Source organism: Streptacidiphilus pinicola (assembly GCF_003258295.1).
In the GTDB taxonomy this organism is placed as follows: domain Bacteria; phylum Actinomycetota; class Actinomycetes; order Streptomycetales; family Streptomycetaceae; genus Streptacidiphilus; species Streptacidiphilus pinicola.
Map to the genome: position 1 here is coordinate 118047 of NZ_QKYN01000037.1, position 25975 is coordinate 144021.

Sequence of the window (25975 nt, forward strand, 5' to 3'; positions counted from 1 at the left end):
CTGACCGGGCCCCGGAGTCTTGACAGCCACACCCCGGGAACCGACTCTGTTTCACATCGCGCATCTCATTGCGTCATAGGCAACAGTCAGGGTGGATCTCCCAACTCCCCGAGGGGACGGATCACTTGACCGCTCATCCGAAAGTCGTGATCGTCGGCGCCGGGATCGTGGGCTGCGCCTTGGCGGAGGAACTCACCGCTCGCGGCTGGACCGACGTCACCGTGCTCGACCAGGGACCGCTGTTCGCCACCGGCGGCTCCAGCTCCCACGCGCCCGGTCTCGTCTTCCAGACCAACGCCTCGAAGACGATGACCGAGTTCGCCCACTACACCGTCGACAAGTACACGGCGCTGACCCTCGACGGCCGGTGGTGCTTCCGCCAGGTCGGCGGCCTGGAGGTGGCGACCACCCCGGAGCGCGTCGAGGAGCTGAAGCGCAAGCACGGCTACGCCGCCGCCTGGGGCGTGCGCGCCGAACTCGTCGACGCGGACCGCTGCGTGGAACTGCACCCACTGCTGGAGCGCGGGCAGGTTCTCGCGGGCCTGCACACGCCCGACGACGGGTTGGCCAAGTCGCTGCGCGCGGCCGAGGCCCAGGCCCGTCTGGCGATCGGGCGCGGCGCCCGCTTCCTCGGCCACCACGCGGTGACCGGGATCGAGTCGAGCGGCGGACGGGTCACCGCGGTGAGCACCGAGCACGGTTCCTTCCCCGCCGACATCGTGGTCTCCTGCGCCGGGTTCTGGGGGCCGAAGCTGGGTGCACTGGCCGGGCTGACCGTGCCGCTGGTGCCGATGGCGCACCAGTACGCGCGGACCACGCCCCTCGCGGCCCTGGCCGGGCACAACTCCGAGCTCTCCGAGGCCTCCAAGCCGATCCTGCGGCACCAGGACCGCGACCTCTACTTCCGCGAGCACGTGGACCGGATCGGCATCGGCTCCTACGCGCACCGCCCGCTGCCCGTCGACCTGGCCGAGGTCGCCGCGCCCGGCGGCCCGGCGATGCCGTCGATGCTGCCCTTCACCGAGCAGGACTTCGAGCCGTCCTGGCTCGACGCCCGCACCCTGCTGCCCTCGCTGTCCGCCACCAAGGTCGAGGAGGGCTTCAACGGCGTCTTCTCCTTCACCGCCGACGGGTTCCCGCTGCTGGGCGAGGCGCCCGAGCTGCGCGGCTTCTGGGTCGCGGAGGCGGTCTGGGTGACCCACTCGGCCGGCGTGGCACGGGCGATGGCGCAGTGGCTGGTCGACGGACGCGCCGCGACCGACCTGCACGAGTGCGACCTGAACCGCTTCGAGCAGGTCCAGCTCGCGCCGGACTACGTGCACACGCGCAGCTGCCGGAACTTCGTCGAGGTCTACGACATCGTCCACCCGCTGCAACCGATGGAGGAGCCGCGCCGGCTACGGGTCAGCCCCTTCCACACCCGGCAGCGGGAGTTGGGCGCGGTCTTCCTGGAGGCCACCGGCTGGGAACGGCCGCACTGGTTCGAGGCCAACGCGGCACTGCTCGCGGAGACGGCGGAGATCCCCGGCCGGGGCGCCTGGGCGTCGCGGTACTGGTCCCCGATCGCCGGGGCCGAGGCGCTGGCGACCCGCGCGCGGGTCGCGCTGTACGACATGACGCCGCTCAAGCGGCTGGAGGTCTCCGGCCCGGGTTCCCTGCACTTCCTGCAGTTCCTGACCACCAACCAGCTCGACAAGCCGGTGGGCGCCGTCACCTACACGCTGCTCCTGGACGAGTCGGGCGGGGTGCGCAGCGACCTGACGGTGGCGCGGCTCGGCCCGGACCGCTTCCAGGTCGGCGCCAACGGCAACCTCGACCGGGACTGGCTGATCCGCCATCTGCCGGCCGGCTCCCCCGTCCAGATCCGTGACGTCACCGGCGGCACCTGCTGCGTCGGCGTCTGGGGCCCGCTCGCCCGCGAGCTGGTGCAGCCGCTGACGGACGCCGACTTCTCGCACCGCGGCTTCGGCTACTTCAAGGCCAAGCAGGCGTACGTCGGCAACGTGCCGGTCACCGCGATGCGGCTGTCCTACGTCGGCGAGCTGGGCTGGGAGCTGTACACCACGGCCGACGCCGGGCAGCGCCTGTGGGACACCCTGTGGCAGGCCGGGCAGCGGCTGGGCGTGGTGGCCGCCGGGCGCAGCGCGTTCAACAGCCTGCGGCTGGAGAAGGGCTACCGCTCCTGGGGCACCGACCTGACGGCGGAGCACAACCCGTACGAGGCCGGGCTGGGCTTCGCGGTCCGGATGGACAAGGGCGACTTCCTCGGCCGCGACGCACTCGTCGGCCTGAGCGAGGCGACGGCCGCGCGGCGGCTCGTCCCACTGCTGCTGGACGACCCGCACGCGGTGGTGATGGGCAAGGAACCGGTGCGCGCCGAGGACGGCGCGTCCGTCGGGTACGTCACCAGCGCGGCCTTCGGCTACACGATCGGCCGGTCCATCGCCTACGCCTGGCTCCCGGCGCCACTGACCGCGCCCGGCACGCGGGTGGGCGTCGAGTACTTCGGCGAGCTGCTCCCGGCGGTCGTCGCGCAGGAACCGCTGTTCGATCCGGGCATGGCCCGCATCCGCGCCTAGAAGGGACCCGCGTTGACCGCGACCGAACTGCCCGCCAGTCTGATTCCTACGCTCCCCGGCTCCGCGTACACCGATCCGCAGGTCTTCGCACGGGAGCAGGAGCGGATCTTCGAGACGATGTGGTTCTGCGCCGTGCGCGCCTCCGAGCTGGACGCGCCGGGGAAGTTCCGGACCGTGCAGGTCGGCCGGGAGAGCGTGCTGGTGACGCGCTCCCGGGAGGGCGCGGTGAGGGCCTTCCTCAACATCTGCCGGCACCGCGGCGCCCGGCTGTGCACGCAGGAGGAGGGCGAGGTGAAGCGCGCCTTCCAGTGCTCCTACCACGCCTGGACCTACGGGCTGGACGGCAAGCTCGTGGCCGCGCCCAACCTCACCAGCATGCCCGACGTCGACCGGACCACCTACGGCCTGGTGAACGTCCACGTCCGCGAGTGGCTGGGCTACGTCTGGGTCTGCCTGGCCGAGGAGCCGCCGTCCTTCGAGGAGGACGTCATCGGGGCCGCGACCGAGCGGCTCGGCGACCCGAAGGCGATCGACCACTACCAGGCCGACGAGCTCGCGGTGGGCCGGCGGATCCGCTACGACGTGCGCGCCAACTGGAAGCTCATCGTCGAGAACTTCATGGAGTGCTACCACTGCGCCACCATCCACCCGGAACTGACGGACATGCTGCCGGAGTTCAAGAGCGGCTTCGCGGCGCAGTACTACGTGGGCCACGGGGCCGAGTTCGCCGAGGAGGCGGAGGGGTTCACCGTGGACGGCAGCGCGGGCGTGGCGCGGATCCCGGGCGTGACGCAGGAGCAGGACCGCCGCTACTACGCCATCACCGTCAAGCCGCAGGTGTTCGTCAACCTCGTGCCGGACCAGGTGATCGTGCTGCGGATGATCCCGCTCGCCGCGGACCACACGATCGTCGAGTGCGACTGGCTGTTCCTGCGCGACGTGGTGGACTCCGGCGCCGACCTGGACCGCTCCGTGGAGCTGTTCCACCGGGTGAACACCCAGGACTTCGAGGCCTGCGAGCGCTGCCAGCCCGCGATGGACTCGCGCGCCTACGCGCGCGGTGGTGTGTTGGTGCCCAGTGAGCACCACATCGGGGCGTTCCATGATTGGGTGGCGGCAAGGCTCAGCAACTGACCCATCCGTCGTCGCCACAACGCTGTAGTCCCCCAACGAGGTACGAAAGGTGTCGCGTCATGCCGCAGCAGGTCCGAGGAGTCATCGCCCCCGGCAAGGGAGAGCCGGTGCGCGTCGAGACGATCGTCGTGCCCGACCCCGGGCCCGGCGAGGCCGTGGTCGCCGTGCAGGCCTGCGGGGTGTGCCACACCGACCTGCACTACCGCGAGGGCGGCATCAACGACGACTTCCCCTTCCTGCTCGGCCACGAGGCCGCCGGAATCGTGGAGTCGGTCGGCGCGGGCGTCACCGAGGTCGCGCCGGGCGACTTCGTCATCCTCAACTGGCGTGCGGTCTGCGGGCAGTGCCGCGCATGTCTGCGGGGCCGCCCCTGGTACTGCTTCAACACGCACAACGCGCGGCAGAAGATGACGCTGGCCGAGACCGGGCAGGAGCTCTCCCCCGCGCTCGGGATCGGGGCCTTCGCCGAGAAGACCCTCGTGGCGGCCGGGCAGTGCACCAAGGTCGACCCGGCGGCCTCCCCGGCCGTCGCCGGCCTGCTGGGGTGTGGCGTGATGGCCGGGCTCGGCGCGGCGCTGAACACCGGCAACGTCTCGCGCGGCGACACCGTCGCCGTGATCGGCTGCGGCGGCGTCGGCGGTGCGGCGATCATGGGCTCCCGGCTGGCGGGCGCGTCGAAGATCATCGCCGTGGACGTCGACGAGCGAAAGCTGGCGACCGCGGAGCGGCTCGGTGCCACCCACACCGTCCTGTCCGGCGCGGGCCGGGGCGACGTCGTCGAGGCGATCCAGTCGCTGACCGGCGGCTTCGGCGCGGACGTCGTCGTCGACGCGGTCGGCCGGCCCGAGACGTACCGTCAGGCCTTCTACGCCCGCGACCTCGCCGGGACGGTCGTGCTGGTCGGCGTGCCGACGCCGGAGATGCGGCTGGAGTTGCCGCTGCTGGACGTCTTCGGGCGCGGCGGCGCGCTCAAGTCGTCCTGGTACGGGGACTGCCTGCCCTCGCGCGACTTCCCGATGCTGATCGACCTGTATCTGCAGGGCCGGCTGGACCTGGACGCGTTCGTCACCGAGACCATCGCGCTGGACCGGGTCGAGCAGGCCTTCGCGCGGATGCACGACGGGGACGTGCTGCGCTCGGTGGTGGTCTTCTGATGGCGGCCCGCGTCGACCACCTGGTGACCTCCGGTGTCTTCACCCTGGACGGCGGCAGTTGGGAGGTGGACAACAACGTCTGGCTGGTCGGGGACGACCACTCCGTGGTGGTCGTCGACCCGGCCCACGACGCCGAGGCGATCCTGCGCGCCGTGGGCCGCCGCGAGGTCACCGCGGTGGTGTGCACGCACGCGCACAACGACCACGTCAACGCGGCGCCGGAGCTGGCCGACCGCACCGACGCGCCGATCCTGCTCCACCCGGACGACCTGCCGCTGTGGCGGCAGACCCATCCGGACCGGAAGCCCGATCGCGACCTCGCCGACGGCCAGGTGCTCACCGTCGCGGGCACCGAGCTCCACATCCTGCACACGCCGGGACACGCGCCGGGCGCCGTCTGCCTCTACGCGCCGGGGCTGGCCACCGTGCTGACGGGCGACACCCTCTTCGCGGGCGGCCCGGGCGCCACGGGGCGGTCCTTCTCGGACTTCCCCACCATCGTCCGCTCCATCGCCGACCGTCTGCTGACCCTCCCCCCGGACACCCTGGTCCGCACCGGGCACGGCGCCGACACGACGATCGGCGCGGAGGCGCCGCACCTGCAGGAGTGGATCGCCCGGGGACACTGACCGCAGGAACACGGCGTCCGTCAGTGCGTGGTGCACGCCCAGACGACCCAGTGGCCGCCGCCCGCGTTGGAGACGGCGTCGTCCTTGGCCGCCTGCTCGCTGTCGCCGTTCCCGCCCCAGTACAGATTGGTCGAGGGGTTGTACGCCACCGCTCCACAGCCGTTGACGAAGCGCGTGAGGATCTTGCAGTTGGAGCGCGGGCACTCGTCCAGCGCCTTCTGGTCGGCGGCGTCCTGGGTACTCGCGTCCCAGGATCTGCCGTCGCTGCCGTCCTGCGACACGGCGATCGCCCCGTAGTAGTACGTCGGCGGCGGAGGCGGAGCCACGTAGGTGGGCTCTGCGGTGGTGGGGTCCGGCGTGGGCGTGTCGGTCTGGGTCGGCACGGGGTCCGTCGGCGTGGAGGTGTCCGTGGTGGAGGTGTCCGTGGGCTCCGGGCTGCTGGTGTCGGTGTACGAGGCGACCGGTGCGGGCGCCGCGCTCGCGGCGAGGGAGTGCAGCGGGTACGCGGCGAGCAGGGTGATCACCAGCACGGCCCCGATGATCCCGGCGAGGACACCGGCCAGCCTGCCTCCGGCGGACGTCGACGCCGGTTGCGGCGGGCCGGGCGGCGTCGCCGGTCCCCAAGGACCGCCGGCGCCGGGCCCGCCGGGCGGTTCGGTGGGACCGCCGGGCGGACCCGGCGGTCCGGGCGGCGGCATGGCGGGGCCGAACCCGCCGGGCGGTCCGGCAGGGCCGAATCCGCCGGGCGGCGTGGAGCCGCCTGGGCTGTGCGGAGCACCGGCGGGCTCGGTCGGGGTGTACGGCGCACCGGCGGGCTCCGTCGGCGTGTACGGCGCACCAGCGGGCTCGGTGGGCGTGTACGGCACACCGGCGGGCTCGGGAGGGACGGCGTCCCTCGGGGTTGCGCGCGGGTCGTCGTCCGTCATCGCGTGTCCGCCTCCTCTTTCGTCCGTGCGATGCTGCCTCGTTCTGCCACCGAGCCTGCCGCCGTGCGTCGTGCCGTCACCAGAGCAGCAACCGGCCATTTATGACCTGTCGTCCGACCGGGCACGATGCGCGCGATGGCGGGCAGACCGATCCCCGAGAGCGTAGTGCAACAGCCCGGGCCGGACGGCGGGCCGTGTCAGCCCTCGATCACCGCTGGATTCGCGGGTGGCGCGTCCCAGTCGTCGGTGTTCGCGACGAACGGGTAGCGGGTGCGGGTGCGGCGGTTTCGGGAGGAGCCCCCGCCCGGTGCGCCCGAGGGTCGCAGCCCCTCCCCCGCCGCTGCGCCCGGCTCGGGTTCGGTCTCGGCGGAGCCGGTCCGGCGGGTCTCGGGCGCGGACGCGCGGGCCGTGGGTGAGACCTCGGGCGGCGGGGCGCCCACCCAGCCGGTCGTGGTGGTCGGCGCCGCCGTGGCGCCGGGCCCCAGGCCGGCGCCGGGCAGGCCGGCCCCGACGGCGCCTGTCCCGGCGCGCAGTCGGCCCTCGCCGTCCAGGCCGGCCTGGACGGCCCCGGGCGCCGTCGCGGGCGCGGAAGGCCACGCGCCGTGGGTGTGCGCGGTCGTCGGGGGCTTGGGCGGGTGGTTCAGCCGCGCCGTCGCGTCGTTGTAGGCGACCCCCAGCCGCTCCATCACCACGACGGCCTGCTGCCGGGCCTGCTCGGGCGCGGACAGCTGTGCGCCGTCAGCGGCCAGGGCGTGCGCGAGCCCGTGCCGGGCGGCGTCGGTCTTGAACTGCCAGTCCGTGGTCTGGGAGGTGACGGCGCGCAGGACCGTGCCGAGCAGGCCCGGGTCCGCCGGCATGTCGGCCCGCGCGCGGGTGAGCGCGGTCGCGACGCCTCCGGTCGCGGTCGCGGCGTTCGCGGCGTGGGCGGCTCCGTTGGTCAGGCTCGTGTGCAGGGTCGCGGTCTGGCGGCGGAACGCGTCGGCGGCGGGGCCGTTCCAGTGGTCGAGCAGGTTGCCGGCGTGGATGGTGAGTTGGGCCGCGGTCTCCTGCAGTTCGTCGTGCAGGTGCTGCCAGTGGTCGGCGACGCCCTGGACGGCGGCGGGGTCGGCGGTCTCGATCATGGCGCTCAGCGCCTCGACGGTCGGCACCGCCTCGAAGTCGGTGGTGAAGGTGCCGGCGTGGTGGTTGCCGCCCCGGTTGGCCCGCAGCACCTTGTTCCACAGCGTGTCGGCCAACTGTTGCGCGTCGACGACCTGGAGGACGGCGCCGACCACACCGGACAGCGCGCCCTCGACCGCGCCGACGACCTCGCCGGCCGCGTCGGCCTGGGGGGAGAAGTCGCTCACGCCGTCCTCCCGAAGCCCGCGGTGGTCCCCTGCTCCTGCTCGAGGTAGCGCCGGTGGACCTGCTCGGTCCGGTCGGTGACCTCCTGCAGCATGCCGCCGAGGATCTCCACCATGGCCTTGAGCGAGGTCTGCATCTCGACATGGGCGCCGTGCAGGCTGTCGGCCTCCAGGAAGTCCGGAGAGCCGAGCTGCGCCCGGCTCAGGCCGGTCTGGTAGTCGGCGATCTGGCGCTTGCCCTCCATGGCGTCGGTGATGCCCTGGAGCTTGAGCACCGTCTCCCTCAGGAAGTCGACGTCGACCTGGTACCCGCTCACTCTTCCCCCCCGCTCTCTCTGTCGGTTCGCCCTCGGTCCGGTCCGGTGATCCGCTGCCTCCACCGTGACCGGGCGGGGCCGGACAGGAACAGGTCAGCCGACCGGTCACATACGTCCGGTCACCGATGAACACCGCTGACCTGGGCATTGCCGGGCTCAGTGCCCGCTCAGCCAGGCCAGGACGAGCGCCGCGAGCAGCAGGAGGGCCAGGCAGAGGAGCACCAGGCACCCCTGGCCGACGTCGCTCCACCGGTGCCGTCTCTCCCGGTGACCGCCCGGGACGACGCCGGCGTGCCACCGCGCGTAGTGCCGCAGTTGGGCCAGGCGGCCCGCCGGCTCGTCGGCCCAAGGCGTCTTGTATCCGCACTCCCCGCACCAGTAGCGGTACTTCAAGGCGACCTCCTGCCGCGGCCGAACTGCGCAGATCCTCGTGGGGCGGCTCGTATGACGCCAGGTCAGAGGACCGGCCATGGATGGCCGGTGGGCGCGCTAGGGTTCACGCGAACGATCTACTGGTGCGTAAGGAGCCGTGGTGACGGAGCTGGGCACTGCTCTACGGGGGTTGCGGGCGGCCGCTGGGCTGACGCAGGAGCAGTTGGCGGAGCGCTCGGGGGTGAGCGTGCGCACCATCCGCCGACTGGAGACCGGTGCTCTGCCTGATCCCCGGCTGACGACGCTCAACCAGCTGGCAGCCGCGCTCGGGGTGCCGCCGCAGGCGCTGCAGCCGTCCCCCGGCGACGGCACCGGGGGCGGCAACACCGACGCGGAGAGGCCTGCCGCGCCGAGGCCCGCGCCCGCTTTCCCGTTCCAGGTGCACGGCGCTCTCGAGGAGGCGGCCGGGGAACTGGCGCGGGAGGTGCGGCGCCGCTGGCGCCGCGAGGAGGAGCAGCAGCGCGTCCGGGACCCGTTCGTCCTCCCGGTGCGGTGGCGTCCGGCGACCTCGGACCTGGTGGACCGGTGGGACAACATCCAGCGGCTGGGCCCCGGGGAGGCCGCCGAACCGCTGGACCTGTCGGGCGAGCTGCCGGACGTGGCCCAGGCGTACCGGCGCATCCCCTCGGAACGCCTGCTGATCCTGGGCCGGGCGGGAGCCGGCAAGTCCGTGCTGGCGGTCCGGCTCGTGCTGGACCTCCTGGAGACCGGCCACACGCGGGTGCCGGTGATCTTCAGCCTGGGGGCCTGGGACCCGTCCACGGCGTCCCTGCCGGACTGGCTGGTCGGCCAGCTGCTGCGCGACCACCCGCATCTGGCCCGCCGCACCCCGGGCGGCACGCGCTCCCTGGCCGAGGCGCTGGTCCACAGCGACGTCGTGCTGCCCGTGCTCGACGGCTTCGACGAGATCGCCGAGGGACTACGGCCGGCGGCGCTGCGGGAACTGACCACGACCTCCACGGCGCTCGTGCTGACCAGCAGGCGGGCCGAGTTCGCGGACGCGGTCCGCGTCACCGGGACCCCGCTCGCCTGGGCCGCGGGCATCGAACTGGGTGACATCACGCCCGACGACCTGGCGCACTACCTGCCGCGAACGGCCCTCAACGACGGCCCCGGGGGCTGGGACGCGGTCCTGACGGTGGCTCAGGAACCGGCCGGTGCCGACGGGTCGCGCGTCACCGAGGCGCTCAGCACCCCGCTCATGGTCGCCCTGGCCCGCGTCCTGTACAGCGACACGACCCACCAGGAGTCGGCCGACCTCCTGGACACCACCCGGTTCCCCGACGCCCGCGCCCTCGAGGAGCACCTCGTGGCGGGTTTCGTGCCCACCCTCTACCGCGGTCGCGCCCCCGAGCAGCCCGCCGCGCCTCGCGCTCGGCGGACCCGGTCCTGGACCTCGGAGCAGGCCGGACGCTGGCTCAGCCACCTCGCCCACGGCCTGGCCGTCCCCGAGGCCAACCGGCAGGATCTGGCCTGGTGGCAGATAGGCGACACCCTGCGTCGTTCGTCCCGCATCCTCGCGGTCGTCCTGTCGACCGCCGTCTGCCTGACCGTCGCCACCTGGCTGATGGGGACGTTGACGCCGCTCTCCGCGGTCCAGGACGTCCTCCTCGGCCTCCTGGTGGGGCCGGCGGCCGGCCTGGCCTTCGGCTGCACCTACGCCCTCACGATCAGACCCGGCGGCCGGCCCGGCATCGAACCCTCCCGCACCCGGCTCCGCCTGCGCGGCCACCAGTCGATGGCCCGCCGCTCCCGCCGGACACTGACCACCCAGCTCGGGGCGGTGCTGCTCGGGGGGTTCGTCATGGGGGCCGGCACGGCGGTGGCCATCACCCTGGAGCGCAGCCTGTTCTACGGCTTCTCGCTCACCGCCCCAGGAGTCCGGGAGTTCACCCTCGTCAACATCGTCGTCTTCGGACTCGTCTTCGGGATCGCGGCGACCCTGGTCTTCGGCCTGCTCGCCACCTTCGAGACGCCGCTGGACACCCGTTCCGCCGCGACCCCGTCCGCGTTCCTCGCCGCGAACCGGGCCGAGGCGGGCCGACAACTCCTCATCCTGGGCCCGCTGCTGACCCTGTCGATCTTCGTCGTGGGCCAGGCGGTCATCACCACCTTCCAGGGCACCCTCGGCCCCCTGGTCTGGGGCGCGGGCGGCCTCGAGGTCGGCGCGATCGGCGGGGTGGGCGGCGCCACCGCCTACGTGCTCACCTTCACCGCCTGGGGCCAGTGGCTGGTCCTGGTCCGGTTCTGGCTTCCGCTGACCGGCCGACTCCCCTGGGACACCGCCGCCTTCCTCGACGACGCCTACCGACGCGGCGCGCTGCGCCGCTGCGGCGCGGTCTACCAGTTCCGCCACATCCGCCTCCAGCACCACCTCGCCCGCGCGCACCGCGAGCGCGAGGGCCACTTCACCGACGCCGACCTCGCCGATCCGCCGTCCCTCGTGGGCGAGCGGCAGCCCTGAGCCGGGAGGGTGCGAGCGGTCACGGCGGAAACCGGTTCGCAATCGCCGTGACGATCGCTTCCGGCGCGTGCTCCTGGACGAAGTGCCGCACGTGCGGCAGCTCGACCACCTCGAGATCCGCGAAGGCGGCCCGCATGCGCGGGAGGCAGGCGTGCGGGCGGAACACCATGTCCCGCATGCCCCACACCACCAGCGCGGGCTTGTCGCCGAGCTGGGCGGGCACGTCCCGGGCGAGCCGGGCCAGCAGCGGTCGCGCGGCGCGGATCTCCCTCGGCATGACGGCGAGTCCGCGACGGGCCTCGGGGCTGGGCTGCACCGCGCGGTAGTGGTCGGCCTCGGCCGCGCTGAGCCCGGACCCAAGCTCCGCGAGCAGGACGCGCTCGACCAGGAAGTTCCGTTCGAGGATGCGCCGTTGCATCGGACGGCTGCTCATGACGGAGCTGAACGCCCGGTTCGCCATCGCGTCGATCGGCCAGAACGCGGTGTTGCCCAGCGCGATCCCCCGCACCCGCTCGGCCCGGTCTGTGACCGCGCCCAAACCGATGGGGCCACCCCAGTCCTGCCCCATCAGGACGAAGTCCTCGAGCTGCAGGTGATCGATCAACTCACCCAGGACTGCGGTGTGTTCGGCGACGGTGTAGCCGAAGCCCACAGGACGCTCGGACAGTCCGAAACCCAGGTGGTCGACGGCGACGCACCGGTACCGGCCGCGCAGGCCCTTGATGATGTGCCGGTAGAGGAAGCTCCACGTCGGCGCGCCGTGACAGAACAGGAGCGTGGCCGGTCCGGTCCCCTCGTCGACGTAGTGGACCCGTCCGGCGGACGAGTCGAACCAGCGCGAACCGAACGGGTAGAGAGCCCTGTCGGGAACGAAGTCGATCAGCATGTGCACCCCTCCCTCGCCCACCACACTACAGGCGTAGTGGCCGCGGGGCCGGTCGGGCAAGGAAACGCGAAGTCCCCCGTCGCTGGCGCGACGGGGGACCACGTGGGTGTGCGCGTCTGCGTTCAGCGCACGATGGTGACGGTGACCGGGGCGGACTCCGTCTCCACCCAGGTCTTGCCGCCCCACGAGTGCTGCACGCCCTCCAGGACGCCACGCACCTGCAGTACCCCCTGGTGCCCGGCGCGCACCTTGCCGAACGAGGACGCGTCCTGGCGCGACGCGTCGACGGTGCGGCCGCAGAAGACGTTCTGCCAGGCGCCGCGGGTGCCGTAGCGCTCCTGGACGCAGAAGCGCTGCCAGCCGACGGAGTCGGAGATGCCGCTGCCGCTCACGTTGAACCACTGGCCGACGTGCTGGGTGTGCGGGCTGACGTGGAAGTCGATGCTGCTCTTGGCCGACGCGGTGCCGATCCCGGCGACCGCGACGGTGCCGGCCGTGACGCCGACGGCGAGCATTCGGGCAATGGACTGGAACACTGTGAACCCCCTAGGTGATCCGTTCACCAACAACTGCCCACACGCGACCCACAGGCCGCCGGTTGCCACACCCCGGCGAATCCGGCCGGTCGGCGGGGGTCCCCCGCCAACCGGCCCCCCGCCGCCCGGACTTCAGGGGGGTGAGGGGCCTGCGGGCCTCAGGGGCGGCGTCGGGAACGGAGCCACTCGGCCGGGTTCCACTCGACGCCCGTCGCCCCGACCGGCTCGAAGGTGATCTCCGGGTCGTCGCTCTGGACCAGGCCGAGCACGCGCTGCCGACGCACCGCCGCTGCTCGTCCGTGGTCGGCCAGGATGTCGAGGACGATCTGCGCCTCACGCGGGCAGCCCCGCGCGAAGCGGTCGTAGTGGGTGAACGCGAGGACGAAGCCGACGGAGTCCGCCGGGACCCCGTACTCGCCGGCGACGACGTCGCGCAGGCAGTCGTTCAGCGCGTCGAGGTTGTGGCCGTAGTAGTCGGGGAAGTCCAGGGCCACCGCGAGGTCCTGGTGCATGGCGTCCACGGTGGTCCAGCCGGAGGCATCCACTTCGACGACGGCGAAGTGCTGCTCACGAAGCCGCTCGACCGTCCGGTCGAAGACCTCCTGACGCCAGTACAGCGTCACGAAGGTGTTGCCGGCCAACTCCCGATAGAGACCCTCGGCCAGAGGGATGGCCGAGCCGGTCCAGGACCCCGGTTCGGTGAGCCTGGCCTTCACCTGGTGGTTGTGGTCGGCATGATCGATGACTTCTCCGGACACCCGCTCTCCGAGCTCGGGCAGGATCGCGTCGACGGGCATCGTGGTGATCTCGGCCAGGCCGACCACGTCAGGGTGATGGTCGAAACGGAGGAAAACCCCGAAAGGCCGTCGCCCGACGACCTCGCCCGTGAACGCCGTGCCGACAGGGAACACGTGACGGACAGTCGGCCAGGCAGCGCGGATGCGAGCCGCCTGCTCGGCGTCGCCGGCGGGCCAGGAGAACTCACTCATGGGCCGATCATCGCATTCTCCCCCACTCCCGTGGCCGTGCTGGGAGGTGACCGTTCCTCGGCATCAAGGCGGTCGTCCCGGCGATGCGCGAGGCGGGCGGTGGATCGATCGTCAACATCTCCCCGTCGCTCCGGTGCTCGGCGCGGACGCCGGGGCACGGGAGTGGCCGAACGTGCCGCTGCGCCGAATGGGCCGGCCCGAGGAGGTGGCCTCGATGGTGCTGTATCGGGCGTCTGACGCCTCGTCCTACGTGACCGGCGCGGAATTCGTCGTCGACGGCGGACTGACCACCCGATGAGCGCGCACGATCCGCTCAGGTGTGACGTGGTTCACATCCAAGCCCTGTCACGCGCGACCCGGGTCGTCTGTCCCATGGGCGTCACCGGCAGCGAGGTCGGTGCGCGACCCTGGGAGATCGAGATGGGCAACGGCCACCGCATCGTCATCGTCGGCGCCGGCTACACGGGCCTGTTCACCGCCGTCCGACTGGCGCACCGCACGCGCGGGACGGGCACGGAGATCACCCTGGTGAACCCGTCGAGCCGGTTCGTCGAGCGGCTGCGGATGCACCAGTTGGCCGCCGGGCAGCAGCTGGCGGACCACCGGATCCCCGACCTGCTGGCCGGCACGGGCGTCCGGTTCGTGCCGGGCACGGTCACCGCCATCGACCCGGAGCGCCGGACCGCCACCGTCGACGGAGCCGGGGCACTGCCCTACGACACGCTCGTCTACGCGCTCGGGAGCTCGACCGACACCAGCAACGTCCCCGGCGCCGACACCCACGCGTTCACGCTCAACAGCCCCGAGGTCGCCGGCCGGTTCGCCGCGCGGCTGACCGAGGTGGCGGCGGCCGGCGGCAGCGTGAGCGTCTGCGGCGGCGGCCTGACCGGGATCGAGGCCGCCGCCGAGATCGCCGAGAGCCACCCCGGCCTGCATGTCACGCTGATCAGCGCCGACGAGCCCGGCGCCATGATGGGCGCCACGGCCCGCGCCTACCTGCTCCGCGCGCTGGACCGTCTCGGGGTCACCCTGGAGACCGGCGCCCGGATCGGCAAGGTGCTGCCCGACGCCGTCGAGCTGGCCGACGGCCGGCTCGTCCAGAGCGACGTCTGTCTGTGGACGGCCGGCGTCAGGGTGTCGCCGCTGGCCGCCGAGGCGGGGATCACCACGGACGAGCGCGGCCTGATCCAGGTCGACGCCACGCTGCGGTCGGTCTCCCACCCGGAGATCCTCGCGATCGGCGACGCGGCCGCGGTCCGCCTGGCCTGGGGGCCGCTCCACGGCACCTGCCAGAGCGGACTGCCCACCGCGCAGCACGCCGCCGACACCATCGCCCGGCTGCTGCGCGGCAAGGCCGCGAAGCCCTTCCGCTTCGGCTACTTCCACCAGCCGGTCAGTCTCGGCCGCCGGGACGCGGTGATCCAGTTCACCAAGGCCGACGAGACCCCGCGTCGCCTGCACCTCACCGGCCGCTTCGCCGTGGCGTACAAGGAGACGGTCAGCGGCAGTCCGCTGCTGACCTACCGGCTCAGCAAGCGCGTGAACGTCACCACGGCCGTCTCCAAGGGCGGCCGTGCCACCCGCACGCCCGCGGCGTGAAGCCCCGGCGACGGGAGCGAACGGCTGACGTCCGCTCAGGCCTGTCCGGCCGTCAGCTGGGCGACGGTCGGGTGGTCCGGATCTCGACGGCGGTCACGGGGCCGTCACCGCCTCGAGGTCGGCGAGCAGCTCGGACGCGGCGATCGGGTCGAGGTCGCCGAACAGGTGGGTGTAGTCCCACCGCGGCATGTGGTCCCCGGGTGAGGCGGCCAGCCACACGGTTTCGAAGGTCTGGTCCGGGAACTCGTTGACCATGCCGACGGCGATCCCCATGCTCAGCTCGATGACCAGGTAGCAGCCGTCAGCGAGCTTCTTGGAGAACCAGCGTTCGACGCCCGCGTCCTGCGGCTCCCCGCGCTCCCAGCCGCGCTTGGTCAGGCCGAGCAGCCGCCCGACCGGCACGGTGCAGCCCTCGAACCGCTCAAGGCGGTTGGCGTTCGCCTCCTTCGGCGTCAGGTGCCGGACGGCGCGGCCGAGCTGGTTGAACGGCTGCAGGATCTCGTAGCCGGCGAAGAGCTCCGACCAGGGCGCGAGGGCGTCGCCCAGGTGCAGCGGATGAGCCAGCCGGACGGTCGCGTCCTCGGCGAGCACGAACTCGTCGTCGTTCACGTCGGCGAAGCCGCGGTCCTCGGCCACGCGGAACGCCGTGGGCGCCCCGCCTTCGGCGGCGTCGGCGAGCCAGACCAGGCGCCGCACCAGGTGCCAGACCAGCGGGTGCCGCACGAACAGCTCACGGAACTCGCCGGCCGTCCAGGTCCGCTGCGCCACCATCGCCGCCTCCAGGCGGCGGATCTGGTCGGAGGCGATGGTGCGGACGTCCTTCTTCAGCCCCATGAAGCGCTTGCGCTCCGCCGGGGCGAGCTCCTGGTCGTCCTTGACCCCGGGGGCAGGCAGATCCTTGCGGCGCTTGCCGTCCGCGTCCAGTACGAAGGGACGCAGCTGCTCGTCGAAGCCCACCGTGAACCGGCGCGGGCCGTAGTCGATGACGGTGGTGCCGTCCGACTCCAGGCCGAGATCGGGGACCAGGCGGTCCGACAGCTGGTCGCCGGTCAGCCCGAGGCCCTCGGCCACCTCGGCGATCTTCTCCTGGGCGCGCACCTTGAGCGCCTTGAACTTCACCCGCTGGGCTATGCCGTGCAGGTGCAGCAGGGCCACGTCCGTGCCGATCCCGGCCAGGACGTCCAGACCCTCGACCGCGCGGTGGTGGGCGCCCTGCCCGGGCCAGTCACGCAGGATCGGCGTGAGCCGGCGCACCGTCCCGTCGTCGCCAAGGGTGCCTTGCGCGTGCAGGACCCAGCTCTCCTTGGCCGGCATCGCGGCCTGGCGCCACTCCTCGAACAGTGCCCAGACGAACGCGGCGAGCGAGTCGGCACGACAGCTGTCGGTGACGACCGCGAGGCCGGCGTACGGCTCGCCCGGCTTGGACAGCGCGAGCATCGTCAGCACGTGGAAGACGGCGGCCTCGGGCAGCGCCTCGCCCGAGTGGAGCAGGATCTGCGGCAGCACGGCCGGCTGCACCCAGGCGGGAAGCTCCGGCATCCGCGCCGGCAGCGCGTTCTCCAGCGGGTCGGCGCTGAGCGCCGCGGCAACGATCTGTGCCGCCTCGTCACCGTAGCGGGCGGCCACGGCGGCCAGGACCGTCTCGGCGCCCTGCTCGGCCGCCACGGTGCGCAGCGCCTGCTCCGCCGCCCGGCGCGGGGCTCCCGCCCGGCCGACCGCGTCGGGAACCATCAGCAGCCCGGCGGCGATCCCGTGCCGGGCGAACCAGGAACGGGCTGTGACCTGCATCGACTTGAGCCGGACCAGGGCGCTCGCCATCACCCGAGCCGCCCTGACGTCGAGGACCGGCATCAGCAGCCGCCCGAGGTTCGCCGGCTGACGCTCCGCCACCCAGACCGCCATCGTGACGGCCGCCGACTCGTACTTGGCCACCACGGCGGGAAGCCAGTCGCTGCCACCCCACAGCTCCTCGGGCCGCCACTGCTCCACCCACGGCGCCAGTACGTCGACGGGCCCCTGGTGGAGCAGGATGGCCGCCTGCCAGAGGCTGCCGCTCGGCCCGAGGCGCTGGGCCGCCTCCTGGGCCCAGTCCGTCGACTGCGGGGGGTACCTCCAGCCCGCCGCGTAGTCGAGCACCGACCACCGCTCGCGCTCACCCTCCCGCCAGGTCACGGTCGAGGTGCTGTCGGGTTCGAGCCCGGCCAGCACCCGCGCCTTGGCCGGCGCTCGCTTGCGGGTCCAGGGCGGCGTCACCAGCAGCGGGGGCAGCGCCTCGGGGGCTGCTTCGGCCACCCGCTCACGGGCCCCGTCGAGCGAACGGACCAGCTCCGCCTCGGCCGCGTCGAGCTGCTGCAGCAGCTCCGGCAGGTGCGCGCTGTGGAGCATCACGTGGGTGTTGAGGAGCTGACGTGCCGCCGGCGCGTTCTTCCCGTCCTTGAGCACCGTTTCGGCGAGCAGCCGCGTGGCCCTGCGGGGATAGCGCAGCATGGCCTCCTGGACCGCCGGCCGGACCAGCTTGTCGTCCAGCCGGTCCAGCAGCAGCCGGAACGCCTCGTCCGTGGGGAAGCGGGTGACCGCCGTGATCAGGCTGCGGCGGTGATCGGCGTCCCCGGCGCGGTCGACGGCCACGTCCAGAAGCCCCGCACAGGCCGTGCCCACACCGTCGGCGAGGGTGGCGATCAGTCCGGTGGTCCAGGCGCGCCAGCCGAGTTGGGGAGCGGGCCCGAGCCGATCCAGCTGCGCCGGGTCGTCGAGAGCGGACAGGAGCAGCAGGCGCAGGTCGACTCCGGCCGCGCCGTAACCGGGCTCGTCCGCGAGGCACGCGTCCATCCACCCCGGCGTGCCGGGTGCGAGATAGGCCGCCACCGCGCGCCGCCGGGGCGTGGTGCGGCACTCCTCCAGGGCGAGGACGGCCTCGCGGTAGGCCTCCTCGTCGGCGGTGGCCAGCAGCGCGCGCAGCCGGTCCGCCAGGGGCAGCACGATGTGCGTGGAGAACCTGTCGGTCTCGCCCCGCAGCAGCAGCGGAGGCAGGTGGCGCTGCCCGTACCCTCGCCACCCGCAGTTGACGTCGAAGGCCGCGACGACGGCGCGGGCGGCGAACGGGAGCCCGTGCAGGGCCGTCCAGCCGTCGACGCACTGGACGGCGAGGGCGTCCTCGGCTCCGTGCTGGGTGATGACGCACGGCACGACGGCGGCCCCGAGCGGGTCGGCCTCCCCCGCCAGGAAGGCCCGGCCCGCGCGCACCAGCGTCGGATGGGCCTCGCTGCTGCTGAACACCTGCTCGATCCAGGCCAGTTCGCCGTCGGTCCGCTCCTGGAGCCGGGCCGCCGCGTCGGCCGCCGGGGCGGCGACGGTCCGCAGCGCCCCGCCGCGCCGCGGCAGGACCAGGCGGCGCCACGAACTCGGCATCACGAACGTGTCCTCGTCGGGCAGCCCTGCCTCCGGGCCATCCTGATCGACCGGCTCCGGGCCGGAGGGTGACGCCGCCGCGGCGGCCTCGGTGTAGCCCTTCTGCTCCTTCTCGGCGACCAGCTTGGCGAAGTGCGCCTCCGCCGCCTCGGCGGAGGCGAGTTCCCTCGCCTGGGTGCGCCCCTCCGTGCCGATGCGTCCATAACGCACCGTCACGTTCACGCCCTCGACCGCCGCCTCCCAGAACTTCGACGACCCGCCACCGACCAGCTCCCAGCGCCGCACCGCTCCTCCTCCACGCCATGGCGAACACCGGGTGCAGGACCCAACCGGTGATCAGTCGGCGTCACCCTAACGGCGGGCTCTGACAGACGATCCCCCCGGAGCACCTGATCAGCGCGCGCCGTAGACGGGCTGGGGTGGTTCGGACTTGGCGAGGAGGGTGCGGGCGGCCTCACCGGCCTCGGCGGGGGTCCAGCGGGCGGCCTTGTCGGCGGTGGGGCCGGGGCGCCAGCCCTCCATGACGGTGATCCGGCCGCCCTCGGCCTCGAAGACACGGCCGGTGACCCCGGCCGAGGCGTCCGAGCCGAGCCAGACCACGAGTGGGGAGACGTTCTCGGGCGCCATCGCGTCGAAGGCCCCAGCGGTGGGCGCGGCCATGGCGTCGGCGAAGGCCTGCTCGGTCATGCGGGTGCGCGCGGCCGGGGCGATCGCGTTGACCTGTACCCCGTAGCGGCCCATCTCGGCGGCGGCGACCAGGGTGAGTCCGATGATCCCGGCCTTGGCGGCGGAGTAGTTGCCCTGGCCGACGCTGCCCAGCAGGCCCGCGCCGGAGCTGGTGTTGACGACGCGGGCGGCCGGGGTGCGCCCCTCGCGGGCCTCGGCGCGCCAGTGGGCGGCGGCGTACTTGAGCGGCAGGAAGTGGCCCTTGAGGTGGACCCGCATGACGGCGTCCCAGTCGTCCTCGTCGAGGTTGACGAGCATCCGGTCGCGCAGGAAGCCGGCGTTGTTGACCAGCGTGTCGAGGCGGCCGAAGGCGTCGAGCGCGGTGGCGACCAGTGCCTGGGCGCCGTCGGCGGTGGCGATGTCGGAACCGTCGGCCACCGCCTTGCCGCCCAGCGCGCGGATCTCCTCGACGACGTGCTGCGCGGGCGTCTCCTCCCCGCGGGTGCCGTCCAGGCCGACGCCGAGGTCGTTGACCACGACCTTGGCGCCCTCGGCGGCGAACGCGAGCGCGTGGGCGCGGCCGAGGCCGCGGCCCGCTCCGGTGACGACGACGACGCGGCCGGCGCTGAGCTCGGTCATGTCTGCTCTCCTTCGTGCGGGTTGTTGACGGTGGCGGCGTCCAGGAACGCGGGGCGCTCGCCGCCGCCGTGGACGTGGAGGCTCGCGCCGCTGATGTAGCGGGCGCGGTCGGAGGCGAGGAAGACGCAGGCGTCGCCGACCTCGGCGGGCTCGGCGAGCCGGCCGAGCGGGACGGTGCGGCCGACGGCGGCGATGCCGGCCTCGTCCCCGTAGTGCAGGTGGGACAGTTCGGTGCGGACCATGCCGAGCACGACGGTGTTGACCCGCACCTCCGGCGCCCACTCCACGGCCATCGAGCGGGCGAGGTTGTCCAGGCCCGCCTTGGCGGCGCCGTAGGCGGCGGTGCCGGGGGACGGACGGGTGCCGCTGACGCTCCCGATCATGCTGATGCTGCCGCCGCCCTTCTGCCGGCGCATCACCTGGTACGCGGCGAGCGACGCGCTCAGCGGGGCGACGAGGTTGAGCTCGACGATCCGCGCCTGGCGGACCGGGTCGGCGTCGCCGAGCAGGCCGAAGGGCGTGCCGCCGGCGTTGTTGACCAGCGCGTCGAGGCGTCCGTACTCCTGCGCGACCTGGTCGAAGCCCTCCCGGACGGCCGAAGGGTCGCGCAGGTCGAGCCGGAGGAACCGGGCCGTCCTGCCGTCGACTTCGACCGGTGCGTCCGGTGGCCGCCGGGCGCAGACGACGACCTGTGCGCCCGCCGCGAGGAAGGCGCGGGCGATGCCGGCGCCCACGCCTCGCGTGCCGCCGGTGACGAGCGCGACCTGTTCGGACAGATCCGTTGCGGGCATCCGTCTCCTCCCGTACCTTCACACCTAACAAATGTTTGGTTGAAAGGTAGCTGATCCCGCCATGGCTGTCTCCACCTCGGCGCCCGAAAAGGGCGTGGCCGTTGTCACCGTCGCCTTCCCACCCGTCAACGCCCTTCCGGTGCAGGGCTGGTACGACCTCGCCAGCGCCGTCCGGGCCGCGGGCGCCGACCCGCAGGTGCGCTGCGTCGTCCTGGCCGCCGCCGGGCGCGGTTTCAACGCGGGCGTCGACATCAAGGAGATGCAGCGCTCCGCCGGTCACGACGCGCTGATCGGCGCCAACCGCGGCTGCTACGAGGCGTTCGCCGCCGTCTACGAGTGCGAGGTGCCGGTGGTGGCCGCCGTGCAGGGCTTCTGCCTGGGCGGCGGCATCGGCCTGGTGGGCAACGCGGACGCGATCGTGGCGAGCGAGGACGCCGCCTTCGGCCTGCCGGAGCTGGACCGGGGCGCACTCGGCGCGGCGACCCACCTCGCCCGGCTGGTCCCGCAGCACCTGATGCGCACCCTGTACTACACCTCACGCACCGTCAGCGCCCAGGAGCTGCACCGGCACGGCTCGGTCTGGCAGGTCGTGCCGCGCGAGGAGCTGGCGGACGCCGCACTGGAGCTGGCGCGGGAGATCGCGACCAAGGACGGCTACCTGATCCGGCTCGCCAAGGCCGCGATCAACGGCATCGATCCGGTGGACGTCCGCCGCAGCTACCGCTTCGAGCAGGGGTTCACCTTCGAGGCCAACCTCAGTGGCGTGGCCGACCGCCACCGGGAAGCCTTCGTGACCGGCAGCGCCGCCGGTGCCGGCAAGGAGGAAGAGCGTTGAGCGACAAGATCATGACGCCGGATCAGGTCGTCTCCCGCCTGGAGAGCGGGATGACGCTCGGCATCGGTGGCTGGGGTTCGCGTCGCAAGCCGATGGCCCTGGTCCGCGCCCTGCTCCGGTCCGAGGTCACCGATCTGACGGTGGTCTCCTACGGCGGCCCCGACGTCGGCCTGCTCGCCGCCGCCGGGAAGATCCGCAAGCTGGTGACCGCCTTCGTCACCCTGGACTCGATCCCGCTGGAACCGCACTTCCGCGCGGCCCGCGAGCGCGGCGCCTTCGACCTCGTCGAGCTGGACGAGTCGATGTTCATGTGGGGGCTGACCGCCGCCGCCCACCGCCTGCCCTTCCTGCCCACCCGGGCCGGTCTCGGCTCCGATGTCCTGCGGGTCAACCCACAGCTGCGGACCGTCACTTCGCCGTACGCGGACGGGGAGGAGCTGGTCGCCGTGCCGGCGCTGGAGCTGGACGCGGCCCTGGTCCACGTCAACGCCGCCGACGCCCGCGGCAACGGCCAGTACCTCGGCCCGGACCCGTACTTCGACGACCTGTTCTGCGCGGCCGCGCAGCAGGCCTACCTGTCCTGCGAGCGCATCGTCGACACCGCCGACCTGCTCAAGGCGGGCGCGCCGCAGACGCTGCTGATCAAGCGCGCCGACGTGACGGGGGTCGTGGAGACGCCGAACGGCGCCCACTTCACCTCCTGCGCGCCCGACTACGACCGCGACGAGGCCTTCCAACGCGCCTACGCGCAGGCCGCCGCCGATCCGGAGGCGTGGGCCGCCTTCGAGCGGCGCTTCCTCTCCGGGGACGAGGACGCCTACCAGGCCGCCGTGACGAACTTCCGCCAGGAGGCGCAGCGATGACCACCACCCGCGCCGAGTACTGCGTCGTGGCCTGCGCCGAGGCATGGCGCGGCGACGGCGAGATCCTGGCCACCCCGATGGGCACCGTGCCCACCATCGGCGCCCGGCTCGCCCGGCTGACCTTCTCCCCCGACCTGCTGCTGACCGACGGGGAGGCGATGTTCATCGGCGACGTCCCCGCGGTCGGCGCCAAGGCCGAGGTGGTCGAGGGCTGGCTGCCCTACCGGCAGCACCTGTCCATGGTGGCGGGCGGACGGCGGCACGTCATGATGGGCGCGAGCCAGATCGACCGGCACGGCAACCAGAACATCTCCTGCATCGGCGACTGGCCCCGGCCCACCCGCCAGCTGCTCGGCGTGCGCGGGGCACCGGTCAACACCGTCAACAACCCGACCAGCTACTGGATCCCCAAGCACTCGCCGCGGGTCTTCGTGGCGGCGGTGGACATGGTGTGCGGGGTCGGCTTCGACCGGGCGGCGGCCGCCGGGCCGGCCGCGAGCCGCTTCCACGGGCTGCGCGTCGTCGTCAGCGATCTCGGCGTCTTCGACTTCGAGACCCCGGACCGGACCATGCGGGTCCGCTCGCTGCACCCGGGCGTCGACGTCGAGCAGGTGCAGGCCGCGACCGGCTTCCCGCTGGCCGTGCCGGAGCAGGTGCCGACGACCCGGGAGCCCAGCGAGTCGGAGCTGCGCCTGATCCGTGAGGTGATCGATCCGAAGGGGCTGCGCGAGCGCGAGGTGCGCGCGTGAACTCCGCCGGGGGCTTCGAGACCGCCCTCACCAGGCTCGTCGGCGTCCGCCATCCGCTCGTGCAGACCGGCATGGGCTGGGTCGCCGGCCCGCGCCTGGTCTCGGCCACCGCGAACGCCGGCGCGCTCGGCATCCTCGCCTCGGCCACCATGACGACCGATCACCTGCGCGCGGCGGTGCGCGAGGTCAAGGAACGCACCGACGCGCCGTTCGGCGTCAATCTGCGGGCGGACGCGAGCGACGCCCGGGACCGGGTGCGGATCATCATCGAGGAGGGGGTGCGGGTCGCCTCCTTCGCCCTGGCCCCCTCCCGCGAGCTGATCGCCGAGCTCAAGGACGCCGGGGTCGTCGTCATCCCGTCCATCGGCGCCCGGCGGCACGCCGAGAAGGTCGCCGCGTGGGGCGCGGACGCCGTGGTGGTCCAGGGCGGTGAGGGCGGCGGACACACCGGCGCCGTCGCCACCACCGTGCTGCTGCCGCAGGTCGTCGACGCGGTCGACATCCCGGTGATCGCGGCGGGCGGCTTCCAGGACGGGCGCGGGCTGGTCGCCGCGCTGGCGTACGGCGCGGCCGGGGTCGCCATGGGCACCCGCTTCCTGCTCACCTCGGACTCCACAGTCCCGGACGTCGTCAAGGCCCGCTACCTCGCCGCGACCGTCCAGGACGTCACCGTCACGACCAAGGTGGACGGCCTCCCGCACCGGATGCTGCGCACGGAACTGGTCGACGGCCTGGAACGCTCCGGCCGCGCCGCCGCGCTGCTCCGCGCGGTGCGGCACGCCGCGGCGTTCCGCCGGATCTCCGGCATGACCTGGTCCGGCATGGTCCGCGACGGCCTGGCGATGAAACACGGCAAGGAGCTGACCTGGAGCCAGATCCTGCTGGCCGCCAACACCCCGATGATGCTCAAGGCCGCGATGGTCGACGGCCGCCCGGACCTGGGCGTGATGGCCGCCGGCCAGGTGGCGGGCCTGATCGAGGACCTGCCGTCGTGCAAGGAGCTGGTGGAACGGATCATGACCCAGGCCGCCGACACCCTGGCCGCCCTGCCGGGCCGGGGTTGAGGGTCCACCGGAGTGACCGCTCCACGCCATCGTCAATTTCATCTTGACGGGCGGGCCAGCGTCAACTTACTCTTGACGCATGAGCCCTCTCGACATCAATCTCGCTGACCTGATCACACGTCTCGACGAGGAACTCCGGGACGCCAACGACCTGAGCCGCATCAGTGAGGCGCGGCTTCGCGCCCAGACCCTGTCCGACCTCGGCGACCAGCTCATCGACCACTACGTCAGCAAGGCCAAGCAGAACGGCGCGTCCTGGACCGAGATCGGCGACGCCATCGGCGTGTCCAAGCAGGCCGCGCAGCAGCGCCACACGCCCTCCGCGTTCGAGGGGTTCACCAACCTGAACCGGCACGGCATCGTGCTGGCGCAGGAGGCCGCCCGCACGCACCGGCACGACTTCATCGGCACCGAACACCTGCTGCTCGGCCTGCTCGGCGAACCCCGGGGCCTCGCCTACGAGATGCTGGTGGCCAAGGCCGGCTCGGAGCAGCGCGTGCGCGAGGCGATCGAGGAGGCGATGGCGCCGGCCGGGGAGAAGGCGCTGCGGGGTCACATCCCGTTCCGGCCGGAGAGCAAGGAGGCCATCGACCAGGCGCGCCGCGCCTCGGCCGACCTCGGCCACGACTGGGTCGGCACCGAGCACACCCTGCTGGGCCTGATCCGCGGCGAGGGGAGCCCGGCCGCGCGGATCCTGCGCGGCCTGGGCTTCACCTCGGACGGGCTCCACGAGACGGTCAGGACCGAGGTCGCCGACCGGCGGGCCGCACGCGGCCGTTGACCGCGGCCTGCGCCCCGTGCGTCAGAGCCGCTCGATGACGGTGACGTTGGCCTGGCCGCCGCCCTCGCACATGGTCTGCAGGCCGTAGCGGCCGCCGGTGCGCTCCAGTTCATGGAGCAGCGTGGTCATCAGCTTGGTGCCGGTGGCGCCCAGCGGGTGGCCGAGGGCGATGGCGCCGCCGTTGACGTTGACCTTCTCCGGGTCCGCGCCGGTCTCCTTGAGCCACGCGAGGACGACGGAGGCGAAGGCCTCGTTGATCTCGACCAGGTCGATCTCGTCGAGGGTGAGGCCGGTCTTCTTCAGCGCGTGGGCGGTGGCCGGGATCGGCGCGGAGAGCATCCGGATCGGGTCCTCGCCGCGGACGGAGAGGTGGTGGATCCGGGCGCGCGGGGTCAACCCGTGCTCGCGCACCGCGCGTTCGGAGGCGAGCAGCAGCGCCGACGCGCCGTCGGAGACCTGCGAGGAGACCGCGGCCGTCAGCCGGCCGCCGTCGACGAGCGGCTTCAGGCCGGCCATCTTCTCCAGGGTGGTGTCGCGGCGCGGGCCCTCGTCGTGCCGGACGTCGCCGAAGGGGACGACCTCGCGGTCGAAGCGGCCCTCGTCGATCGCCCGGATCGCCCGCTGGTGGGAGCGGAGCGCGAACTCCTCCATCGCCTCGCGGGTGACACCCCACTTGGCGGCGATCAGCTCGGCGCCGTTGAACTGGTTGACGGGCTGGTCGCCGTAGCGGGCACGCCATCTCTCGCTGCCCGCGAACGGGCCGTCGGTCAGGCCGAGCGGTGTCGCGGCCTGACGGCTGGCGTAGGCGATGGGGATCAGGGACATGTTCTGCACGCCGCCCGCGACCACCAGGTCGCTGGTGCGGGACATGACGGCCTGGGCGGCGAAGTGGACGGCCTGCTGGGAGGAGCCGCACTGGCGGTCGACGGTGACGCCGGGCACCTCCTCGGGCAGACCGGCCGCGAGCCAGGCGGTGCGGGCGATGTCGCCGGCCTGCGGGCCGACGGTGTCCAGGCAGCCGAAGACCACGTCCTCGACGGCGGCCGGGTCGGCCCCGGAGCGCTCCATCAGGGCCTTGAGGATGTGGGCGCCGAGGTCGGCGGGGTGCACGGCGGACAGTCCGCCGCCGCGCCGGCCGACGGGGGTGCGGACGGCTTCGACGATATAGGCCTCGGGCATCGGTGCTGCTCC

The 25975-nt window shown here is 73.0% G+C and carries 22 protein-coding genes and 1 pseudogene; 12 read left to right on the plus strand and 11 right to left on the minus strand.

Features of this window, described 5'->3' with window-relative positions; translation table 11 throughout:
* The first annotated feature begins 125 nt into the window (after window positions 1-125).
* Genes DN069_RS09845 through DN069_RS09860 form a run of 4 tightly spaced genes read left to right on the plus strand, consistent with a single transcriptional unit; the run spans window position 126 to window position 5496 of the window.
* Window positions 126-2579 (plus strand): GcvT family protein, encoded by a 2454-nt coding sequence (locus DN069_RS09845; protein WP_111500501.1) that lies wholly within the window; start codon window positions 126-128, stop codon window positions 2577-2579.
* A 12-nt stretch (window positions 2580-2591) separates the two neighbouring features.
* Window positions 2592-3713, plus strand: a complete 1122-nt coding sequence (locus tag DN069_RS09850) for an aromatic ring-hydroxylating oxygenase subunit alpha (protein ID WP_111500502.1) — start codon at window positions 2592-2594, stop codon at window positions 3711-3713.
* 59 nt (window positions 3714-3772) lie between these two features.
* Window positions 3773-4867 carry an S-(hydroxymethyl)mycothiol dehydrogenase gene (locus tag DN069_RS09855; protein ID WP_111500503.1) on the plus strand — a complete coding sequence of 365 codons (1095 nt, stop codon included), beginning with the start codon at window positions 3773-3775 and terminating at the stop codon, window positions 4865-4867.
* The gene (locus DN069_RS09860) at window positions 4867-5496 is read left to right on the plus strand and encodes an MBL fold metallo-hydrolase (protein WP_111500504.1); all 630 of its coding nucleotides are present in this window, start codon (window positions 4867-4869) and stop codon (window positions 5494-5496) included. The genes DN069_RS09855 and DN069_RS09860 overlap by 1 nt, the downstream gene beginning before the upstream one ends.
* Window positions 5497-5516: 20 nt before the next feature.
* Here DN069_RS09860 and DN069_RS42350 read toward each other — a convergent pair whose 3' ends face one another.
* The 4 genes from DN069_RS42350 to DN069_RS09880 form a co-directional block, all read right to left on the minus strand.
* Entirely contained in the window at window positions 5517-6422 is a 906-nt protein-coding gene (locus DN069_RS42350; RefSeq protein ID WP_111500505.1) for a DUF4189 domain-containing protein, read from the minus strand.
* Between the two features lie 197 nt (window positions 6423-6619).
* Entirely contained in the window at window positions 6620-7768 is a 1149-nt protein-coding gene (locus DN069_RS39360; RefSeq protein WP_207892110.1) for a WXG100 family type VII secretion target, read from the minus strand.
* Window positions 7765-8082 (minus strand): hypothetical protein, encoded by a 318-nt coding sequence (locus tag DN069_RS09875; protein ID WP_111500507.1) that lies wholly within the window; start codon window positions 8080-8082, stop codon window positions 7765-7767. The genes DN069_RS39360 and DN069_RS09875 overlap by 4 nt, the downstream gene beginning before the upstream one ends.
* A 156-nt stretch (window positions 8083-8238) precedes the next feature.
* Window positions 8239-8475 carry a hypothetical protein gene (locus DN069_RS09880; RefSeq protein WP_111500508.1) on the minus strand — a complete coding sequence of 79 codons (237 nt, stop codon included), beginning with the start codon at window positions 8473-8475 and terminating at the stop codon, window positions 8239-8241.
* 139 nt (window positions 8476-8614) lie between these two features.
* Between DN069_RS09880 and DN069_RS09885 the strand changes: the two genes are divergently transcribed.
* Window positions 8615-10978 carry a helix-turn-helix domain-containing protein gene (locus DN069_RS09885; RefSeq protein ID WP_341538459.1) on the plus strand — a complete coding sequence of 788 codons (2364 nt, stop codon included), beginning with the start codon at window positions 8615-8617 and terminating at the stop codon, window positions 10976-10978.
* A 19-nt stretch (window positions 10979-10997) separates the two neighbouring features.
* On the opposite strand, the gene DN069_RS09890 is transcribed toward DN069_RS09885, so the two are convergent.
* From DN069_RS09890 to DN069_RS09900, 3 genes are all read right to left on the minus strand, one after another.
* Entirely contained in the window at window positions 10998-11924 is a 927-nt protein-coding gene (locus DN069_RS09890) for a haloalkane dehalogenase (protein ID WP_243639050.1), read from the minus strand.
* A 62-nt stretch (window positions 11925-11986) separates the two neighbouring features.
* On the minus strand, window positions 11987-12400 hold the full coding sequence (locus DN069_RS09895; RefSeq protein ID WP_133259875.1) for a hypothetical protein: 414 nt from the start codon (window positions 12398-12400) through the stop codon (window positions 11987-11989).
* A 158-nt stretch (window positions 12401-12558) separates the two neighbouring features.
* Complete coding sequence (locus DN069_RS09900; protein ID WP_243639052.1) at window positions 12559-13389, minus strand: barstar family protein; 831 nt, start codon at window positions 13387-13389, stop codon at window positions 12559-12561.
* 53 nt (window positions 13390-13442) lie between these two features.
* Here DN069_RS09900 and DN069_RS42825 point away from each other — a divergent pair.
* Together DN069_RS42825 and DN069_RS09915 are read left to right on the plus strand one after the other, a co-directional pair.
* Window positions 13443-13687, plus strand: a pseudogene (locus tag DN069_RS42825) (SDR family oxidoreductase); the annotation flags it as partial.
* A 122-nt stretch (window positions 13688-13809) separates the two neighbouring features.
* Window positions 13810-14988: an NAD(P)/FAD-dependent oxidoreductase gene (locus DN069_RS09915; RefSeq protein WP_207892117.1), complete on the plus strand. Its 1179-nt coding sequence runs from the start codon at window positions 13810-13812 to the stop codon at window positions 14986-14988.
* 93 nt (window positions 14989-15081) lie between these two features.
* Here DN069_RS09915 and DN069_RS09920 read toward each other — a convergent pair whose 3' ends face one another.
* From DN069_RS09920 to DN069_RS09930, 3 genes are all read right to left on the minus strand, one after another.
* Window positions 15082-18681, minus strand: a complete 3600-nt coding sequence (locus DN069_RS09920) for a DUF4132 domain-containing protein (protein WP_111500513.1) — start codon at window positions 18679-18681, stop codon at window positions 15082-15084.
* A gap of 108 nt (window positions 18682-18789) precedes the next feature.
* The gene (locus DN069_RS09925; RefSeq protein ID WP_111500514.1) at window positions 18790-19701 is read right to left on the minus strand and encodes an SDR family oxidoreductase; all 912 of its coding nucleotides are present in this window, start codon (window positions 19699-19701) and stop codon (window positions 18790-18792) included.
* A complete protein-coding gene (locus DN069_RS09930) occupies window positions 19698-20492 on the minus strand; it encodes an SDR family oxidoreductase (protein WP_111500515.1) in 795 nt (264 codons plus the stop codon). The genes DN069_RS09925 and DN069_RS09930 overlap by 4 nt, the downstream gene beginning before the upstream one ends.
* A gap of 61 nt (window positions 20493-20553) precedes the next feature.
* Here DN069_RS09930 and DN069_RS09935 point away from each other — a divergent pair, with 61 nt between their 5' ends.
* The 5 genes from DN069_RS09935 to DN069_RS09955 all read left to right on the plus strand — a co-directional run bounded on the left by DN069_RS09935 (window position 20554) and on the right by DN069_RS09955 (window position 24784).
* Window positions 20554-21327 (plus strand): enoyl-CoA hydratase family protein, encoded by a 774-nt coding sequence (locus DN069_RS09935; RefSeq protein ID WP_111500516.1) that lies wholly within the window; start codon window positions 20554-20556, stop codon window positions 21325-21327.
* Window positions 21324-22190, plus strand: coding sequence for a CoA transferase subunit A (locus DN069_RS09940; protein WP_243639056.1), 867 nt, complete (start codon window positions 21324-21326; stop codon window positions 22188-22190). Before DN069_RS09935 ends, DN069_RS09940 begins: the two co-directional genes overlap by 4 nt.
* Window positions 22187-22939 (plus strand): CoA-transferase subunit beta, encoded by a 753-nt coding sequence (locus DN069_RS09945; RefSeq protein ID WP_111500517.1) that lies wholly within the window; start codon window positions 22187-22189, stop codon window positions 22937-22939. The genes DN069_RS09940 and DN069_RS09945 overlap by 4 nt, the downstream gene beginning before the upstream one ends.
* Entirely contained in the window at window positions 22936-24003 is a 1068-nt protein-coding gene (locus tag DN069_RS09950; RefSeq protein WP_111500518.1) for an NAD(P)H-dependent flavin oxidoreductase, read from the plus strand. The genes DN069_RS09945 and DN069_RS09950 overlap by 4 nt, the downstream gene beginning before the upstream one ends.
* Before the next feature lie 79 nt (window positions 24004-24082).
* Window positions 24083-24784 carry a Clp protease N-terminal domain-containing protein gene (locus DN069_RS09955; protein ID WP_111500519.1) on the plus strand — a complete coding sequence of 234 codons (702 nt, stop codon included), beginning with the start codon at window positions 24083-24085 and terminating at the stop codon, window positions 24782-24784.
* A 21-nt stretch (window positions 24785-24805) separates the two neighbouring features.
* Here the strand turns inward: DN069_RS09955 and DN069_RS09960 are convergent, their stop codons facing one another.
* Window positions 24806-25963, minus strand: coding sequence for an acetyl-CoA C-acetyltransferase (locus DN069_RS09960; RefSeq protein WP_111500520.1), 1158 nt, complete (start codon window positions 25961-25963; stop codon window positions 24806-24808).
* Window positions 25964-25975: the final 12 nt, after the last annotated feature.

Excerpts from the sequence above, each read along its gene's own strand:
- DN069_RS09935 (WP_111500516.1), top strand. The coding sequence starts at position 20,554 with ATGGCTGTCTCCACCTCGGCGCCCGAAAAGGGCGTGGCCGTTGTCACC.
- DN069_RS42350 (WP_111500505.1), bottom strand. The coding sequence starts at position 6,422 with ATGACGGACGACGACCCGCGCGCAACCCCGAGGGACGCCGTCCCTCCC.
- DN069_RS09900 (WP_243639052.1), bottom strand. The coding sequence starts at position 13,389 with ATGAGTGAGTTCTCCTGGCCCGCCGGCGACGCCGAGCAGGCGGCTCGC.
- DN069_RS09955 (WP_111500519.1), top strand. The coding sequence starts at position 24,083 with ATGAGCCCTCTCGACATCAATCTCGCTGACCTGATCACACGTCTCGAC.
- DN069_RS09915 (WP_207892117.1), top strand. The coding sequence starts at position 13,810 with ATGGGCAACGGCCACCGCATCGTCATCGTCGGCGCCGGCTACACGGGC.
- DN069_RS09860 (WP_111500504.1), top strand. The coding sequence starts at position 4,867 with ATGGCGGCCCGCGTCGACCACCTGGTGACCTCCGGTGTCTTCACCCTG.
- DN069_RS09960 (WP_111500520.1), bottom strand. The coding sequence starts at position 25,963 with ATGCCCGAGGCCTATATCGTCGAAGCCGTCCGCACCCCCGTCGGCCGG.
- DN069_RS09855 (WP_111500503.1), top strand. The coding sequence starts at position 3,773 with ATGCCGCAGCAGGTCCGAGGAGTCATCGCCCCCGGCAAGGGAGAGCCG.
- DN069_RS09930 (WP_111500515.1), bottom strand. The coding sequence starts at position 20,492 with ATGCCCGCAACGGATCTGTCCGAACAGGTCGCGCTCGTCACCGGCGGC.
- DN069_RS09925 (WP_111500514.1), bottom strand. The coding sequence starts at position 19,701 with ATGACCGAGCTCAGCGCCGGCCGCGTCGTCGTCGTCACCGGAGCGGGC.
- DN069_RS09945 (WP_111500517.1), top strand. The coding sequence starts at position 22,187 with ATGACCACCACCCGCGCCGAGTACTGCGTCGTGGCCTGCGCCGAGGCA.